This window comes from Reichenbachiella carrageenanivorans, from assembly GCF_025639805.1.
GTDB classification, from domain to species: domain Bacteria; phylum Bacteroidota; class Bacteroidia; order Cytophagales; family Cyclobacteriaceae; genus Reichenbachiella; species Reichenbachiella carrageenanivorans.
In genome coordinates this window covers 2,183,914-2,202,214 of the sequence record NZ_CP106735.1, presented here as the reverse complement: position 1 = coordinate 2,202,214, position 18,301 = coordinate 2,183,914, and the positions used below count along the sequence as shown (strand labels likewise).

The 18,301-nt window shown below is 41.3% G+C and carries 18 protein-coding genes; 3 read left to right on the top strand and 15 right to left on the bottom strand.

Annotated elements, in window-relative coordinates; genetic code table 11:
* Nucleotides 1–66: 66 nt before the first annotated feature.
* From N7E81_RS08790 to N7E81_RS08775, 4 genes are all read right to left on the bottom strand, one after another.
* Complete coding sequence (locus N7E81_RS08790; RefSeq protein ID WP_407692713.1) at nt 67–1,416, bottom strand: PhoH family protein; 1,350 nt, start codon at nt 1,414–1,416, stop codon at nt 67–69.
* A 147-nt stretch (nt 1,417–1,563) separates the two neighbouring features.
* On the bottom strand, nt 1,564–3,402 hold the full coding sequence (locus N7E81_RS08785) for a M61 family metallopeptidase (RefSeq protein ID WP_263052915.1): 1,839 nt from the start codon (nt 3,400–3,402) through the stop codon (nt 1,564–1,566).
* Nucleotides 3,403–3,510: 108 nt separating this feature from the next.
* Complete coding sequence (locus tag N7E81_RS08780) at nt 3,511–5,106, bottom strand: M1 family metallopeptidase (RefSeq protein WP_263052914.1); 1,596 nt, start codon at nt 5,104–5,106, stop codon at nt 3,511–3,513.
* A 58-nt stretch (nt 5,107–5,164) separates the two neighbouring features.
* On the bottom strand, nt 5,165–6,322 hold the full coding sequence (locus N7E81_RS08775; RefSeq protein WP_263052913.1) for a J domain-containing protein: 1,158 nt from the start codon (nt 6,320–6,322) through the stop codon (nt 5,165–5,167).
* A 52-nt stretch (nt 6,323–6,374) separates the two neighbouring features.
* Between N7E81_RS08775 and N7E81_RS08770 the strand changes: the two genes are divergently transcribed.
* The gene (locus N7E81_RS08770) at nt 6,375–8,057 is read left to right on the top strand and encodes a VRR-NUC domain-containing protein (RefSeq protein ID WP_263052912.1); all 1,683 of its coding nucleotides are present in this window, start codon (nt 6,375–6,377) and stop codon (nt 8,055–8,057) included.
* A gap of 21 nt (nt 8,058–8,078) precedes the next feature.
* On the opposite strand, the gene N7E81_RS08765 is transcribed toward N7E81_RS08770, so the two are convergent.
* Together N7E81_RS08765 and N7E81_RS08760 are read right to left on the bottom strand one after the other, a co-directional pair.
* Complete coding sequence (locus N7E81_RS08765; RefSeq protein ID WP_263052911.1) at nt 8,079–8,621, bottom strand: DUF1697 domain-containing protein; 543 nt, start codon at nt 8,619–8,621, stop codon at nt 8,079–8,081.
* A gap of 39 nt (nt 8,622–8,660) precedes the next feature.
* Entirely contained in the window at nt 8,661–9,143 is a 483-nt protein-coding gene (locus N7E81_RS08760; RefSeq protein ID WP_263052910.1) for an Mpo1 family 2-hydroxy fatty acid dioxygenase, read from the bottom strand.
* Between the two features lie 219 nt (nt 9,144–9,362).
* Between N7E81_RS08760 and lysS the strand changes: the two genes are divergently transcribed.
* Complete coding sequence (gene lysS / locus N7E81_RS08755) at nt 9,363–11,105, top strand: lysine--tRNA ligase (protein ID WP_263052909.1); 1,743 nt, start codon at nt 9,363–9,365, stop codon at nt 11,103–11,105.
* 199 nt (nt 11,106–11,304) lie between these two features.
* Nucleotides 11,305–12,312, top strand: a complete 1,008-nt coding sequence (locus N7E81_RS08750) for an alpha/beta hydrolase (protein ID WP_263052908.1) — start codon at nt 11,305–11,307, stop codon at nt 12,310–12,312.
* A 44-nt stretch (nt 12,313–12,356) separates the two neighbouring features.
* Here N7E81_RS08750 and eno read toward each other — a convergent pair whose 3' ends face one another.
* The 9 genes from eno to infA all read right to left on the bottom strand — a co-directional run bounded on the left by eno (nt 12,357) and on the right by infA (nt 18,289).
* Nucleotides 12,357–13,637: a phosphopyruvate hydratase gene (eno, locus tag N7E81_RS08745; protein ID WP_263052907.1), complete on the bottom strand. Its 1,281-nt coding sequence runs from the start codon at nt 13,635–13,637 to the stop codon at nt 12,357–12,359.
* Nucleotides 13,634–14,746, bottom strand: a complete 1,113-nt coding sequence (gene carA / locus N7E81_RS08740; RefSeq protein WP_263052906.1) for a glutamine-hydrolyzing carbamoyl-phosphate synthase small subunit — start codon at nt 14,744–14,746, stop codon at nt 13,634–13,636. Before carA ends, eno begins: the two co-directional genes overlap by 4 nt.
* Nucleotides 14,747–14,866: 120 nt before the next feature.
* The gene (gene rplQ, locus N7E81_RS08735; protein WP_263052905.1) at nt 14,867–15,460 is read right to left on the bottom strand and encodes a 50S ribosomal protein L17; all 594 of its coding nucleotides are present in this window, start codon (nt 15,458–15,460) and stop codon (nt 14,867–14,869) included.
* A 1-nt stretch (nt 15,461) separates the two neighbouring features.
* Nucleotides 15,462–16,451: a DNA-directed RNA polymerase subunit alpha gene (locus N7E81_RS08730; protein WP_263052904.1), complete on the bottom strand. Its 990-nt coding sequence runs from the start codon at nt 16,449–16,451 to the stop codon at nt 15,462–15,464.
* A gap of 35 nt (nt 16,452–16,486) precedes the next feature.
* Nucleotides 16,487–17,092, bottom strand: coding sequence for a 30S ribosomal protein S4 (gene rpsD / locus N7E81_RS08725; protein ID WP_263052903.1), 606 nt, complete (start codon nt 17,090–17,092; stop codon nt 16,487–16,489).
* 23 nt (nt 17,093–17,115) lie between these two features.
* Nucleotides 17,116–17,508, bottom strand: coding sequence for a 30S ribosomal protein S11 (gene rpsK, locus N7E81_RS08720; protein WP_263052902.1), 393 nt, complete (start codon nt 17,506–17,508; stop codon nt 17,116–17,118).
* A gap of 9 nt (nt 17,509–17,517) precedes the next feature.
* On the bottom strand, nt 17,518–17,895 hold the full coding sequence (gene rpsM / locus N7E81_RS08715; protein WP_263052901.1) for a 30S ribosomal protein S13: 378 nt from the start codon (nt 17,893–17,895) through the stop codon (nt 17,518–17,520).
* 2 nt (nt 17,896–17,897) lie between these two features.
* On the bottom strand, nt 17,898–18,014 hold the full coding sequence (ykgO, locus tag N7E81_RS19390) for a type B 50S ribosomal protein L36 (RefSeq protein ID WP_073122828.1): 117 nt from the start codon (nt 18,012–18,014) through the stop codon (nt 17,898–17,900).
* A gap of 56 nt (nt 18,015–18,070) precedes the next feature.
* Nucleotides 18,071–18,289 (bottom strand): translation initiation factor IF-1, encoded by a 219-nt coding sequence (gene infA / locus N7E81_RS08705; protein ID WP_073122829.1) that lies wholly within the window; start codon nt 18,287–18,289, stop codon nt 18,071–18,073.
* Nucleotides 18,290–18,301: the final 12 nt, after the last annotated feature.

Genomic DNA, 18,301 nt, shown 5'->3' with positions numbered 1-18,301 from the left:
TAGAAATATACAAACAAGAAAAGGCCAGTGTAAACACTGGCCTTTTCTTGTTTGTATATTTCTTACTTACAGCAACTCATTAGCCAAGTTGGCCAGCTCTGAGCGTTCCCCTTTTTCCAAGTTAATATTGGCAAAAAGCTCTTGACCCTGTAGGCGATCCACGAGATAAGACAAGCCGTTACTTTGAGAATCTAAATACGGCGTATCGATTTGATGAATATCTCCAGTAAATACAATTTTGGTGTTTTCTCCTGCACGTGTAATAATTGTCTTCACTTCATGAGGAGTCAGGTTTTGTGCTTCATCTACAATAAAATAGATATTAGACAAACTCCTCCCTCTTATGTAAGCCAACGGTGTAATCAAAAGCTTTTCTTGATTCACCATATCGGTGAGTCGCTTATATTCCTTATCGGTTTCTTTATAGTGGTTTTGAATAAACTTCAAATTGTCCCACAGTGGCTCCATATAAGGATTGAGCTTAGACTTGATATCACCTGGCAAGTAGCCAATATCTTTGTTGCTCAAGGGCACGATAGGGCGCGCCAAATAGATCTGCTTGTACTCCCGTTTTTGCTCCAATGCACACGCCAGAGCGAGTAGTGTCTTGCCTGTGCCTGCCATACCCGTGATGGCTGCTAGGCGTACGTCTGGATTCATCATACAATGTATCGCAAAAGCTTGCTCAGCATTTCTCGGTTTGATATTATATACTGTCTTTTTTTCTACATGTACGATCTTCTCTGTGACGGGACTATAATAGCTCAACGCAGAGTTTTTAGGACTCTTTAGTATATAGTAGCCATTGTTTTGAAACTCGTAAGTCTTAGATATCTTCTTAGGCTCTACCCATCCCGTTTTGTACAACGCGTCGATGGTTGCAGCTGGCACTTTGGATACTTCATACTTGCCAGTGACCAACTCAGAAGCATCTTTGATCTTGCCCGTTTCGTAATCTTCGGCCAGTATATCCAATGACTTGGCTTTAAGTCTAAGATTAATGTCCTTGGACACCAAGATCACCTTACGACCTTCTTCCTCCTTTTTGAGACGGAGTGTAGCGTTTAAGATTTTATGATCGTTTTTCCTATCTCCGAATACCTTTTCAGCATCATACTTTGGTTCTACATCTGAGTGCATCAGCACTTTGAATTTGCCTTTGGTTTTTCCGTTGAGTGGAATCCAATCTTGAAGCATATGATCCTTGGCTAAGCCATCCAGCAATCTCGCAAACTCACGTGCTTCGAAGTTGATTGTATCGTTTCCTTTTTTAAAATTATCCAACTCTTCTAACACGGTGATAGGGATACCAATGTCGTGCTCTGCAAAGTTCATGATCGAGTCATGTGAAAAGAGGATTACAGATGTGTCAAGTACAAATATTTTTTTCTCACTACCTTTCTTCGCCATATCAATGTAGAATTAGTTCTTTAGTAAAATGGAAAATTTTACTTTAATCTACAAGTGAAAGGATCGAATATCCCTGATTTAATATGAAGAAATGTTTACCATTTTTTGACCCGCCAGAACCCGGCATTTCCCCATGTTCTGGCGGGTGATTTTCTATTTATTTACCCAAGCTTTGCGCAAAGCCAATTGAGCCTGAGTAGGCTCTTCCATCAACTCAAGTGTAGCAGGCACTTTGCGATCAATTGCAACCGCTTTTGCTTTCAATTTTATTTTTTTAGTCTTTCCATTCTCATCTGTACGAAGTACTACGGCACTAATTTTATCACCTGCTTCATGACGATCTGTAAATGCCATAAACTCTTCTTCATAATTTTCAATATCAATATCTACTTTATCGAATTGGTAAATGATGTCTCCCTCTTCATAGCCCATCTCCTGCCCGAAAGTGTTCATCTGATCGATAGACTGGATAACCAGCCGATTGTCTTCATCATTGACTGAAAAGCTGATATGTCCAAGCGACAGTTCTTTTCTAGTCGTAGCAGCAACGTGTGCCACGCCCACTTTGGCAAGAAACTTATCATACGGTATCGGGGTAGTGCCTTCTACATAGGAAGCAAAGAAAGATCTGACTTCTGGATAGGTCAACGCCGTAATCGTATCAAAAAGTGTATCATCTTTGAACGATGCTGTTTTACCATATTTTTTAGCCAAATCATGCATCAGCTCTTGCAAGCCATACTGGCCACCAGACAGCTCTCTGAGTTGAATATCCAATGCCATTCCTATCAAAGCTCCTTTCTGATATACATTTCCATACTGAGCAGCCGTTTGATCTAGGCAGTGTAAGCTCAGTTCTGTGAAAGACAACGTATCGTCATACTGTGTTTTTGAATCATGTATTTTACCACTAATCACCTCTAGGTAATCCGGCAATGACATTTCACCATATTTCACTTGGGCCAAACCAGCAGCATATTCAGTAGTACCTTCATACATCCACAAATGTTTAGACATTTTGGGGTTGATAAAATCAAAATCTCCGATTTCTTCAGAATGAATATTGAGTGGTGTAAGAATATGAAAAAACTCATGTGCTGCCACATCTCTTATGACCTGTGCCAGTCGAAAGGGATCCACTTCGGGCAAACTGTAAAACGAGGAGTATGAATGCTCCAAAGCTCCCATTTTTCCCGACATGGGGTTTGTATCAAACAAATAAATAATAAAAGCATATTTATCAACTGGTAGTTCTCCAAGGTATTGACTCTGTGCCTCTAGTGTGGGTTCGATTTGCTCTTTTACAAAAATCGGATCTAGTACTTTGTTGGGCGAGTAGATCGATATAAGTATCTCTGCACCTCCTACTATAAAAGTAGCCGTGTCTGGTACTGCATACATGATAGGTCCATCTGCAAGGTCGAAATAATTCGCTGCCATAAACACATCAGAAGAATCATTGACCATCACTTTGTCCAACGCCGATGCCCCATACATACCCGCTGGGTAGTCCACCTTGAGCTCATACGAATAGTCTTTCATACCTTCGAGATATCCAAAAAAACCAAAGGTATTGATCACAAAGTTTTTCCCCTCCTGAATGTTGGTACCCGCTGGTTCGAAAATAACCTGCTCTTGATCTGAATCGAAAGTATCATCTACCCAATAAGATATAGTATGCAGTTTTCCGCTGTTTTTGATCAACCTCCGATTGTCAGACAGTACTTCCGTTTCTAGTTCTCCGCCATCGGTATCGTAAGCCTTGAAGTCTAGTATAAACCTTCCAAAATCAGAGATAGAATAAGTCCCTGGTACGATCTTCGGCATTCTAAATTCAATTTCGTCTACAGCTACAGTTGGCACTAGACAAGTCACTTGCACCCTGTCGCCTACTACTTGGTTCAGATCTACAGAAATTTCATACTTTTCTTGTGCAAAGATTGAGGCAGACAAGCCCATGAGCACAACTAACAAACTGACTTTCAAATTCATTATATAACTTTTATTTCAAAATATATGATTAGTAAAAAAACACGAGCCAAAATTATACGAACGGTATCGAAGTACTGGAGCGACTCAAAGCTACAGTATCCACCCAGATCACTTTTCATAAAAATAACCTAGTACGATATTCAGAGGATCGAGTACAACATCGTCGGGATTTTCACATGGTATTTCTATGGTCTGCGCTCGCTGGTTGAGAACTACTCTTTTAATTTCGAAATTCATATTTTGAAACTTCACTTGTACATCCAAGTCTAGTAGAAACACCTTGCTCGTCAGCTGCTCGAAGTCTATGACCAAGCGATCCTTCTTATACTTCCATTTATAATTTACACGAGGCATGTCTGGTGTATAAAACCATTGCTGAAAAAAGGGCTTCAAATCCAACATTGAAATTTCTTCCGCTACTTTTATAAAATCCTGAGTACTCGCATTTTTGAATTTATATTTTTCATAAAACGTAAGTACAATTTGTCTAAAGGTTTCTTTTCCTACCTTCTGATAGAGCATACGCAGTACCCAACCCGCTTTTTCATAAGTCAATGCGTTCAGTATATCTTCCAGATTATCGATATTCATCTGTACTACGATTTGATCAGGATTTAAGCGCTGATAGTCTCTGATTTTAATTTCGTCTATATCTAGCTTGGCCTGCAAACTATCCTTTCCCAAGGCCTCATTTATCCAGTAATACTCCAAGAAAGTAGCGAACCCTTCGCTAACCCATACGTCTGTCCAATCTGACTCACTTACGGAGTTACCAAACCACTGATGTGCAATCTCGTGAGCAATCACTGGGTTCATTCGGTGCTCTCCTGTCATGTTTTTTTCTGGATAGAAAATATTACCTGCATTTTCCATTCCTCCAAATCTGGTAGTAGATTCTACTTGATCACATTTGGTAAACGGATACTCGCCAAGAAAATCTCTAAGCACGCCGTAAATAGCTGGGGCATCTGCCAAGTCCTCTTGAGGAGCACTACCTGCATTTTTGTAGGTCCATGCCGTTATATTTTTTTCATTATCCAAAGAGCGTTTTACAAACTCGGCTACGCCAATAACCATCACCTTGGCGGGAATAGGCTGGCTCATTTTCCAATGTGTCTGTTTCAATCCATCTGCTAATATCTGCTCGTTTTGCAAATCACCATTAGAGACCACCTGATATTGGCCAGGAGCCGTCACAACAAACTCGCAAGTTGCTTTCTCAGACGGGTGGTCTATCACAGGCAGCCAGCGATGCGCTCTATTTGGCCAATGTTCTGCAAAGATGGTACGGTCGCCTTGTGCTGTTTGCCCGAACACCAGCCCCATATCAGGTATGCCTGAATAAGAAATACTCACACGTACGGTATCGCCTATCTGCACCGTTGCTGGCGTAGCCAATTTCAATTGATCTGCATCATGTGTATAATTAATCGTTTGTTCATTAAACTTTAGTTTATCCACGAGCATACCCGTTGCATCAGTAGGGCTAGCCAGATCTAAAATAGTTTGGGCTGGGATGCTGTCTAAATACAGGATAGTAAGCTGAGCAGTCACAGCCACCGCATTGGTGGTATCATTGAGTTGCACATCAAATTGATAATGAAGGACATCGAATGGCTCAGCCGACCGACGTTGACCATAACTAAGTGTAGAACAGGCGAAAAACAGAAGAAATAATAAGCGACTGAATTGAAATTTGGGCATATGGTATGGTTTTTCACCAAAAATAGACTTTAATGATGATTCCTAAAAATTGTTTTGATCAACGGTCGATAGAGAAGTTGGGATCTATTTGTTTTGCCCGAGCAACTGCCTGCTTCATCTCCGTTTTTTGTCCTAGTCCATGATAGGCCAAGGCTTCAACTTGAAATTGGATCAAGCTATCTGGCCATATATCTTTGGTCCAAGATACGGCATCCACAGCCTCCTGATATTGTTCTAAATTGAGATGGGCTTGTGCTACTTTCATGTAGATATGATAATGTACCGCTGGCACCATGCTGGCACTGATCACGATGGGGTAAGCCTTACCGATAGTCACTTCATATTCAGACGAGGCCATCTCTGCCCCTATTTTATAATAGTTGAGTGCCATCTCTAAGTCTTTGATCCCGTCTTCGTACAGCTGCCCCATTTCCAAATAAAAACTCGTCGTTCGATAGCCGTATAGGTGCATCAACTGAAAAACTTCTAAAGCCTTTCCTACTTCTCCCATACCTTGATAGGCCGCTGCCATTTTCTTTAGATACGTAATAGAGTTACTCACAGCAAAGTCTTTTAACAAATCATAGTGAGCAATAGCTTGCTCATACGCCCCTGCTTCAAACAATTGATCTGCCTTATCCTTGATCTCTACAATCAACGACTCTTTATAAGCTTGCATTTCGCCCTCTTCTGCTAAAAAATAGCCCATATCTCCCAAAAGATGAAGACTCTTTCCTAAGTTTCCTTGATCATGAGCAGCCTTCACTTGGTCAAACAATAAGCGGCGAGCAGCCAGCAACTCCGCTCTTTCCTTCGCCTGATATTCATTAGAAATATACATAGCCGTTTTCATGATCAAGGCAATGCTAAAAGCGATGAGAAAAGCATAGGCAGTTGCTCTGAAATTGCTCACTTGGGGACGATAAAACTTCCGGGCTTGAGGTGGTCGCCGTGGTCTATTATACTGCTGATAGGTTGGCGAAGGGCTACTTGGAGGTAGCTCTCCATAGCGAAGCATCATGTCATGATTAGATCTTTTATATGGATTAGAGAGGATTTGATAAGCTTCGTTGACTTGCTTAAAAAGCTCTTCCATATTTTTATCACCATTGTGCTTGTCTGGATGAAAACTCAGCGCCTTCGACTTATATGCCGATTTGATCTCGACAGCCGTAGCATTCGGCGATACGCCCAAGATGTGATAATAATTGATCATTTCATGGATTTGAGTATCAAATAAAACGAAGGATAACAATAAAAGGTACTACTTGCTTCTATTTTTGCCTCCAATGGCCGATCAGGACAAAATCATATTACCTGAAAAATATTATCTCGACAACTTCAAATACGTCCTCCAATTTGTTTTGGATAAATACAAGCCGTTGTTGTCTGACACTGAGCTGCTGTTTATCCACGACTTCATGGCTTTGTCGGAAGACAGTCAGTGCCTCTACGTGAGAATTAGCAATCGAAAAGGACAGTTTTTCCGAAAGGAAAAATTGAACTATCCAGAAATCAAAGATATAGGCATTGCCCATTTAGACCTGCTCGATCGTCGATTTATAGTTAAGAAAACCGCACTAGAAATAGACGAGTGTTTTCAACTGATCAATAGCTATAACAAGCCCGAGATCGTCCAACGCATCAAACCACTGGATTTGTCTATAGACAAAAGGTTAAAAAAGGATGAGTTGATTCTGACTCTGCTAGAAATTGTAGATGGAAATCAGCTCTACGACACATTCTACACGGACGACATCATCGCCCAAGGTGGTCAGGTGGAGCTGGATATGATCAAACTCTTTTTCTTTGGTCACAACCATGGCGACATGTCGGATTTTGTAGTTCGGGATATTGGCCATGTCAAATTCCTAACTGTAGATGAAACGCAACTAGGCAGCTCATTCGACTCACGCGAAGAAGCCGAAGCGATCATGCACCTCTCTCAGCTCCACAAGGAATATTACCTGCTCGAAGAAGCATTGACACCATTAGCCATCTATGAATGGTTCGCTCAGATCGAAATCAAATACTTTTTAGCACTTGACAAAGCCAGACCACAAACAGAGAAACTGATACACAAAGTGGGCTACCACCTAGAAAAACACAAGCACTACGACGAGGCACTCACCCTCTACCACCTGACCACTGCCTCTCCAATGCGAGAACGCAGAATCAGAATCTACAACAAGCAAAAGGCCTTTGACTTATCATTGAATACTGCGCAAGAAATCCTCAATCACCCGAACGACAATAAAGAATACTACATCGCGCAAGACGTGATAAATAAACTCGACAAAAAACTAAAGACAACCACCATTCGCCAGAAAGAAGGACTGATGATTCTGGTAGATTACAGCTACGTACAGCAAGTCGAGCAAGGCGTCTTAGCCTATTTCGAATCACAAGGCTACTCAGGCTATCACAGCGAAAATACCATCTGCAGAAATATATTTGGGCTGTTCTTTTGGGAGGAGATATTCGACCCACAATACAACAGTCTGCACCAGCCACTACAGCGCTCACCATCGGACATCTACGGCAAGGACTTCTACACTAAACGTAAGGAGGCGATAGAAGCAAAACTTAGCAGTACCAAAAGCAAAGCGCAACTACGAGCCATTCTCAATCGCAGTATTCAGACACACGATGGCGTGGCCAATCCATTCGTGTATTGGAATGAAGACATGATAGCAGGCATGTGGCAGTTTTTGGCATTCGCACAGTTGAAACAGATTAAAGCCCTGCTCGCTACCATCGCTATAGACCCAAAAAATAGATCGACAGGCTTCCCTGATTTATTCGTCTGGAAAGACAAAGACTACGCCTTCTATGAAGTAAAATCTCCTAATGATCACTTATCAGAAAAACAGCTCTTTTGGCTAGAGCATTTCGATGCTTGGGGTATCAAAGCTGAAATTGCATTAGTAGAATGGACGGGCAAAGAATAACGACACGAGAGCACTCAGCAACTAACCAATCACCATCTGCATCAGCTTAGTCATCGTTTTCCAGTTGCGAGTCGTGGCGGCTACTTTGAGCTTCCGCTCAATGGCATTGTGATCGAGCTTGGACCGGCCAGCGCCATTCGGGTATAGCAGATATAAGTTCAAGCCTTCTTTGATGAATTCCTCTGGGCCTTTGTGAAAACTTTTCAATGCCTCCATATTTCCCTCATCAGGTTCTTGCGACAGCAAGGTCACATAGCACTTTTCAATGGCTTCTTGTCGCTCGTTGATGAAAGGATTGTTTTCGAAAGCCTGTTTCCATTCCTGCTGCGACCTCACCAATACGGGTACATCAAAACCAAAAGTGTCTAATATGTTTTGGTGGATTTCGTCCTGTAGCTGTACTTGATCCATACACACAGACTCAAAAATCACATTCCCACTCTGAATGTAAGCTTGGATATGCCCATAGTCGAGCTTGGCAAGTGAGGTGCGAAGCGCATCCATTTTAATGATTTTTTGACCGCTCACGTTGATCCCGCGAAGCAAAGCGATGTATTTGGGCATATTTTCAGATGAAAAGTTTTGAGGAATAGCTGTACCGATTTAATAAGGAATGCCTATTTTTATGTAAATGAAGTGCATGAGCCAAGCGGGTCCTACCAGCAGAAACTGAACGTCTTTGATGAAGGATGGTTTTTTCCCTTCCACATTATGCCCATAGAATTGTCCTACCCAAGCTACTACAAACACCACGAGGCTGACTTGCCACACAGGCGCCACTCCTAGCTGCTCTACAAAAAGCGTAAGGTACAAAAAGCCCATCACTGCAATGGCCATTCCCACAAAGAGCCAAAAGGACAGCGTGAAATAATACAGTAGCACAGCCACCAAAACGATTGTAGCCCAATTCAAAAATGGGCTCGCCACATTCGGGAAAGCAGATACCAAAAAGCCGCTAGGTATAGACCAAAACAATCCGACAATACTCCAAAAAATAGCCGGCACACAGATCCAATGGATCAATTTGTTGGTAGGGTTTTGATGACTCTCGCCATATTCTGAAAGCAGCTGATCTATTTTTCTCATGGGTCTGATGTTTTTGTTCGTTTTATAATATTAATGAATTTTGATTTGAAGGCCTCCAATCCCATTTGTAATTTATAAGAGTCCCCCCAGAGGGAAAGTAAAGTGACAAAATTAATAATGTGACCTTAAAACATCCCATGCCATTCCTTCACCAATCGTTGATTTTGATTTAATTTTGCGCCCGCCTGTCGGCTGACAGGGCTTCTAAATAATTGCAAAATGATTCTAAGCGAACAGGAAATTAACAGACGCCAAATCAGAGAACAACTGATCCAATCTGGCATTGACCCTTATCCATCTGATACCTTCGAGGTAAACGTGACTACCAAAGATATTCACGAGAACTACGAAAAACAGAAGACAGACTATAAGGCTATTTCAATCGCAGGGCGACTAATGAGCCGTAGAATCATGGGATCGGCCTCGTTTGCCGAACTCCAAGACTCCACTGGTAGAATCCAAATCTACCTCAGACGTGATGACCTTTGCTCTGGTGAGGACAAAAGCCACTACAATGTAGTCTTCAAAAAGATGATGGACATTGGCGATATCATTGGCATCAAAGGCTATGTATTCACCACAGAAGTAGGAGAAATCTCTATTCATGTAAATGAACTGACGCTCTTGACGAAGTCGCTGAAGCCGCTTCCCATAGTGAAAGAAGCCAAAGACGAAGACGGCAACATGAAAACGTATGATGCCTTCACCGACCCTGAAATGAGATACCGTCAGCGCTATGTGGATCTGATTGTAAATCCAGAAGTACGCGAGACCTTCGTCAAAAGAACACAATTGGTGAATTCGATGAGAAACTTCCTAGCCGAAAAAGGATATCTCGAAGTAGAGACGCCAATCCTTCAGCCGCTATATGGTGGAGCTGCCGCTCGCCCTTTCAAAACGCACCACAATACGCTCGACATGACCCTGTATTTGCGTATAGCCAATGAATTGTACCTCAAAAGACTCATCGTAGGTGGATACGACGGCGTATTTGAATTTTCTAAAGATTTTAGAAACGAAGGCATGTCTCGTTTCCACAATCCAGAATTCACACAAGTAGAACTATACGTGGCCTACAAAGACTACGAATGGATGATGGAACTGACCGAAGCCATGGTAGAGAAAGTAGCAATAGATCTACATGGCACTACTAAAGTACAAGTAGGCGAAAACGTGATCGACTTCCAACGCCCTTGGAAACGATACACCATGTTTGAAGCCATCGAGCACTTCACGGGAATCGACATCTCAGAAATGGGTGAAGACGAACTCAGAGAAACGGCTAAAAAACTAGATATCCCTACAGACAAATCAATGGGCAAGGCCAAACTAATCGACGAAATATTCGGAGAAAAGTGCGAAGGCCAGCTAATCCAGCCTACTTTCATTACTGAATATCCAGTAGAAATGTCGCCACTGGCTAAGAAGCACAAAACCAAGCCAGGGTTGGTAGAAAGATTTGAGGCTGTCGCCAATGGCAAAGAAATCTGTAATGCCTTCTCTGAACTGAACGATCCTATCGACCAACGCAAGAGGTTCGAAGAACAGCTAGAATTGGGCAAAAGAGGCGACGACGAGGCCATGGTGCTCGACGAAGACTTCTTGAGAGCACTGGAATATGGCATGCCGCCTACGGCGGGTCTAGGTGTGGGTATCGATCGTCTGTCTATGATGATGACCAACTCCAAGTCTATCCAAGATGTGTTGTTCTTCCCTCAGATGAAGCCAGAGCGCAAAGTACAAGCCCTGACCGAGTCTCAGTACGAAGACCTAGGAGTAGCCAAGGATTTGATTCAGATTCTTCAAAAGCTAGGTATGCTCACCAAGGAGCAATTTGCAGAAGCCAAGGACAGCAAACTCTTCAACGACGTATGTGGCACTCGTAAAAAACTAAAGCTCAAAGACGTGAAAAACCCAGCATTGGAAGACGTACAGGGCTGGATAGAAAAAGCTAGCGTTTAAAAAAAACGTTCATTAAATCCGACAAAAAGCCAGCACAAAATATGCTGGCTTTTTTTACACCTGCTACTTTAGTATTTCTATTTATTAGACTGGGATAACACATTCAAGTTTATAAAAAAATCGATTCCTACAAATCCAATAACATATATGGTGGCTTAGCTACTTATAGTTATTTTTAGCTCCTAAGATTAGATTTGCTATGCTTAAAAAAGTTTTCAAAAGAAAGCGTCGCACCTTGATACTAGGTATCCATGGTTTGAGTAACAAACCACCTGCACATCAACTGAAACGCTGGTGGCATAGTGCCATAAAAGAAGGACTGAGAGACCTAAAGGACTCGCCCACTACCTTTGATTTTAAAATGATCTATTGGGCAGACATTCTCTATAAAATTCCACTCAATTCTAAAGAGAAAGATCCAAATCACCCCCTCTTTATTGAAGACCCTTATTTATCTAGAGACAAAATAAAGCGAACACAGCCTGTCACTTTTTGGCAGCGGGTCAAGCACAGTGGACAATATGTGAAAGAGGTAATTTTTTTGAGTAAAATAGGTTTGAATAATTTCCGTAAGCCGTTCAACTTCATTGTTAAAACTGGCTTTCGTGACTTAGACATCTATTTCAATGAAAAGATTCCCATGGATCAACAAATGGCGAGCAAACCTGTAAAAGCGCAAATCAGGTCTCGAATGATTGATTTTCTACTTAAGCATAAAGACAAAAACATTCTGATTTTAGCGCATTCTATGGGGTCGATTATCGCCTATGATGTACTCCATATACTAGGAGACAAAATTGATGGTGTCACCTTGATCTCTATGGGCTCTCCCCTTGGTTTACCGCTGATCAGAGAAAACATCATGAAAGACCACAACCTTCCGTTTGAAGAAGAGGCTTTCCCTCCTACACCAGAATGTGTGGATGCTTGGTATGACTTTCTAGATGATGACGATAACTTGGCCGTCTTCTACAATCTTGGAGACTACTACCTACCCAACTCCAAGGGTGTGAAGCCTGTAGAATCACACGTAGAAAACGATTACAAACATTGGGTAACAGAGAATGCACACAAGTCGTTTGGCTACCTGAGGACTCCCGAATTAGCTCAAGTGGTTTGTAATTTTCTACAAGCAGGCCGGTCTTCATTTTTGGAAAAGAGCAAACAGTTATTTAAGAGAAAGGGCAAACAAAAACCGCAAGGATAATTCCCTGCGGTTTTTAATGATTTCCGAACGGGTTCGGATGAGTATTATTTAGCCTGTGGAAAACGTGCCGTTTCGCCTAGCTCTTCTTCGATTCTCAACAATTGGTTGTACTTAGCCATTCTGTCTGACCTAGACAATGATCCTGTTTTGATCTGACCTGCGTTAGTTGCCACTGCAATGTCCGCAATAGTAGAATCCTCAGTCTCACCTGATCTGTGAGAGATCACAGCTGTGAAGCCTGCTTTGTGCGCCATTTCGATCGCATCCAAAGTCTCAGACAAAGTACCGATTTGGTTTACTTTGATCAAGATAGAGTTAGCAGATTTTTCTTCGATTCCTCTTTGCAAGAATTTCACGTTGGTCACGAATAGATCGTCACCTACCAGCTGACACTTGTCGCCGATTTTGGCAGTCAAAGCAGCCCAAGCAGCCCAATCCTCTTCGGCACAACCGTCTTCGATTGAGTCAATTGGATATTTCTCTACCAATTCAGCCAAATACTCTACTTGCTCATTCATGTCTCTAACTTTACCGTTAGGTCCTTCGAACTTAGCATAATCATATTTGCCATCAACGAAGAATTCAGAAGAGGCACAATCCAAACCAATCGTGATATCAGACCCTGGCTTGTAACCAGCCGCTTTGATCGCATCCAATACGCTCTCCAAAGCTTCTTCAGTACCCCCAGTGAAAGCTGGAGCAAATCCTCCTTCGTCACCTACTGCAGTACTCAACCCTTTTGCTTTCAATATTTTAGCCAACGCATGGAAAGTCTCAGCCCCCATTTGCATCGCTTGAGAGAAAGTCTCCGCGCCGACAGGTCTGATCATAAACTCTTGGAATGCGATAGTCGCATCAGAGTGAGATCCACCGTTGATGATGTTCATCATAGGCACAGGCAAAGTGTGGGCGTTAGTACCACCGATGTATCTGAATAGTGGCAAGCCAAGCTCTTCAGCAGCAGCTCTAGCTACAGCCAAAGACACGCCCAAGATGGCATTAGCTCCCAATTTAGATTTGGTGTCAGTACCATCCAATTTAATCATCAACTGATCGATATACCTTTGATCAAACACAGACAACCCGATCAATTCTTCTTGAATGATGTCGTTTACATTGTCCACTGCTTTCAATACTCCTTTACCTAAGTATTTGCTTTTGTCGCCGTCTCTTAATTCCACAGCTTCGTTTACGCCCGTAGAAGCTCCTGATGGAACTGCCGCTCTACCCAATACGCCACTTTCAGTAACTACATCTACCTCAATGGTTGGGTTTCCTCTTGAATCAAGTATTTGTCTAGCAAATACACTTTCTATCAAACTCATTTTTTCTTGTGTTTATTAATTAATTGAATGAAGTCATCGAATAAATATCTAGAATCGTGTGGCCCCGGAGAAGCTTCAGGGTGGTGCTGCACTGAAAAGGCAGGTTTTCCCTTCACACGTATACCAGCTACTGTGTTATCATTCAAGTTAATGTGTGTCAGTTCTAATGTTTCAGAATTCTCTACAGATTCTCTATCTACAGCAAATCCATGGTTCTGCGAAGTTACTTCACTCAAACCAGTAATTAAGTTTTTGACTGGATGGTTCAACCCTCTATGCCCATGATGCATTTTAAAAGTTTTCACACCGTTGGCCAAAGCCAAAATTTGATGTCCTAAACAGATGCCAAATACAGGTCTATTTTCTTCCAATATTTTCTTTACTGTCTCTACCGCATATTCCATACTAGCAGGATCACCAGGGCCATTTGAAATAAAGTAGCCGTCTGGATTGTAAGCTTTCAGCTCCTCAAAAGTGGTCTTTGCTGGAAACACCTTACACTCTACCCCTCTGTCAGTCAAATTAGTTAAAATTGACTTTTTAACTCCAATATCCAAAACCGCCACTTTACTATGTGCGTTTTTGGCTTCTAATATATAAGGTTGGCTCGTCGTTACTTTAGAGGACAATTCTAGATGATCCATACTTGGCACCAGGTCTAACTCTGCTTTGAGTTTTTCAACTTCAGCAAACTCTGACGAAATAATGGCATTCATTGCTCCTTGGCTTCTGATACTCTTCACTAATTTTCTAGTATCCAAGTCAGCTATACCAACAATATTATATTTTTTAAGGTACTCATCGAGTGAGCTATCAGCTTCGAATCTACTATGTATGTAGGAAAAGTCGTTGATAACTAATCCTTTGATTTTTGGTCCATCAGACTCTTGCTCTCTATCTACGGCACCATAGTTCCCAATGTGAGAATTGGTATTAACTACGATTTGACCATAATAAGATGGATCGGTATACACTTCTTGATAACCAGTCATGCCCGTGTTAAAGCAGATCTCTCCGCCACTCGTGCCTTCACTTCCAATCGATGTTCCTTCAAACCATTGGCCGTCTGCCAGTAATAAATAAGCCTTCTTCTTTTCTTGTATTTTCATAATTCGTTTGGTGCAAACTGTGGGCTAAAATCACCGCAAATTTTAATAAATTTTAGACATAAAAAAAGCCATCCCGAAACTTATCGAGATGGCTTATATATCTTATGAACTTTTATTCACTTATTCTTTGTCTTCTTTCTTAGAATCGTCAGCAGAATCTTCTTCTTTCGCCTCAACTTCAGGAGCGTCAGCAGCTTCTGCTTTCACTTCTTCGGTAGCCTCAGCTGCTGGTGTTTCTTCTACCACTACAGCCTCAGTAACTTCTACAGCAGGTGCAGCAGAATCACTTCCACCTTTACCTCTTCTGCTTCTTCTAGTCTTAGCTTTAGCTGGAGCCGCATCTTTCAACATCAACTCATTGTAGTCTACCAACTCCATGATACACATTTCTGCGTTATCACCTAGTCTAGCACCAGTTTTCAAAATTCTAGTGTATCCTCCCGGTCTGCTAGCTACTTTCTCAGCTACCTCACCGAATAGGGTAGTTACAGATTCTTTGTTTTGCAAGTAAGAAAAAGCAACTCTTCTAGAGTGAGTAGTATCGTCCTTGGCTCTAGTGATCAAAGGCTCTACATACTTTCTCAAAGCTTTAGCTTTAGCTACAGTAGTAGTAATTCTTTTATGCAAAATCAAAGAAGAAGCCATATTGGACAACATTGCATTTCTATGCGATGCTGTTCTGCTCAAATGATTAAATTTCTTCCCGTGTCTCATTTTACTCTTCGTCTAATTTATACTTTGACAAATCCATGCCAAAAGTAAGGTTCTTGTCTGCTACCAATTGCTCTAATTCTGCCAAAGATTTCTTACCGAAGTTTCTGAACTTCATCATGTCAGAAATCTCTAATCTTACTAGGTCTCCTAGTGACCTTACATCAGCAGCTTTCAAACAGTTGTAAGCTCTTACTGAAAGATCAAGATCATTTAGATTAGTCTTGAGCAACTTTCTCATGTGTAGTAATTCCTCATCTACAGCCTCTGGCTCGCCCGCATCGTGCGTATCGAGGATCATAGTCTGGTCTGAGAATAACATAAAGTGCTGTATCAAAATATTAGCGGCACCTTTCAAAGCATTCTCTGGGTGAATAGATCCATCTGTTTCTATGTCCAATATCAATTGTTCATAGTCAGTTTTTTGCTCTACCCTAGTGTTCTCTACAGAATATTTCACATTCTTGATAGGCGTAAAGATGGCGTCGATTGGAATAAAACCGAAGATTTGCTCTCCTGGTCTATTGTCCTCTGCAGTCACATAGCCTCTACCTTTTTCAATAGTCAATTCTATTTCGAACTTCACTTTTTCGTCTAAGTGAGCGATCACGTGATCTGGATTTAGCACCTCAAATGCTGAAGTAGCACCTCCTATATCACTCCCTTTGAATTCTTTTTGTCCTGATATGCTTACAACAATTTTGCTTTCAGCTACATCAGCGATCTTTTTGAATCTCACCATTTTGAGATTCAAAATGATTTCTGACAAATCTTCTACAATACCTTCCATTGTAGAAAACTCATGCAATACTCCAGGGACTTTAATACCTGTAATGGCATATCCCTCTAGTGAAGACAATAAAATTCTTCTCAATGCATTACCGACGGTAACTCCGTAGCCTTGCTCTAGTGGTTTGAAAGTAAATAAGCCATGAAAGTCATCAGCCTTCTCCATCACCACCTTTTCAGGCATTTGAAATGCTAGTATTGACATAGTTAATTCTTTAATATAAAATTTATAGAAATTTATTATTTAGAGTACAATTCAACGATCAATTGCTCTTTTACTGTTTCAGGAATTTCTTCCCTAGATGGTAAAGTGGCGAATTTTCCCGTCAATTGGCTAGAATCCCATTCTAACCAAGGATATTTGCTTACTACTCCTCTTGACAAACTTGCAGTCACCACTTCAAGTGATTTTGACTTCTCTCTCACAGCAACCAAATCTCCAGTTTTCAAAGAATAAGAAGGTATGTTTACCAACTCACTATTGACTAGGATATGCTTGTGCAATACAAGCTGTCTAGCAGCGCTTCTTGTAGGTGCTAAACCTAGTCTGAAAACTACGTTATCCAATCTTGATTCCAATAGCTGAAGTAACACTTCACCAGTGATACCACCTTTTTTAGAAGCCTTTTCGAACAAGTTAGAGAATTGCTTCTCTAGTAACCCGTACGTGTACTTCGCCTTTTGCTTTTCAGCAAGCTGGATGGCATATTCAGAAGGTTTTCTTCTTCTACCACGGCCATGCTGTCCCGGAGGATATGCCTTTTTTTGCAAAGTCTTGTCTGGGCCGAAGATAGGGTCGTTAAACCTTCTAGCTATTTTCGTCTTGGGTCCGGTATATCTTGCCATTTTATATTAATTCAAAAATATTATTAAACTCTTCTTCTCTTAGGTGGTCGACATCCGTTGTGAGGAAGCGGTGTAACGTCTTTGATCATCGTCACTTCGATTCCTACATTTTGGATAGTTCTAATGGCAGATTCTCTACCCGCACCCGGTCCTTTTACAAAAACCTCTACTTTTCTCAACCCTTGATCGTATGCCGCTTGTGCGCAATCCTGAGCTGCAACCTGAGCTGCATAAGGTGTGTTCTTTTTAGAACCCTTGAATCCCATTTTACCTGCAGATGCCCAAGATACTACCTGACCAGTAAGGTTGGTCATTGAAATAATGATGTTGTTAAACGAAGCTTTGATGTGTACTTGGCCTATTGGCTCAACTACTACAACTCTTTTTCTTCCTTTATCTTTTCTTTTTTGTGCCATCGTCAATTATTATTTAGTAGCCTTCTTTTTGTTGGCAACAGTCTTTCTCTTTCCTTTTCTAGTTCTAGCGTTATTTTTGGTATGCTGACCTCTAACTGGAAGACCTTTTCTGTGTCTCAATCCTCTGTAACATCCAATATCAAGCAAACGCTTGATGTTCATCTGAACTTCTGATTTAAGTACACCTTCAACTTTGAAGTTTTCACTGATAAGCGTTCTTACTGCACCCGCTTCATCATCACTCCATTCATCAACTTTTTTGCTCCAGTCTATGCCTGCTTCAGACAATATTTTTTGTGCTGAGCTACGGCCCAAACCAAAAATATAAGTAAGTGCAATCTCACCTCTTTTGTTTCCTGGAATATCTACTCCTGCAATTCTAGCCATAATTATCCTTGTCTTTGCTTGAACCTAGGGTTCTTCTTGTTGATTACGTAAACTTTACCGTTTCTGCGGATGACTTTGCAGTCGGCACTCCTCTTTTTTACGGATGCTTTAACTTTCATTTCTATTTAATTTTAAACCTACACATCTCGACAAAATCGAGACATATCAGCGATTCTTATTTATAGCGATAAACTATTCTTCCTTTAGACAAGTCATAAGGAGACATTTCCATCTTCACTTTATCCCCTGGTAAGATTTTAATGTAATGCATTCTCATCTTACCTGAGATATGTGCAATAACTTCGTGTCCATTTTCCAATTCAACTCGGAACATTGCGTTAGACAATGCCTCTTTGATTGTACCGTCTTGCTCTATAGAAGCTTGTTTTGCCATTCTTAATTTAGA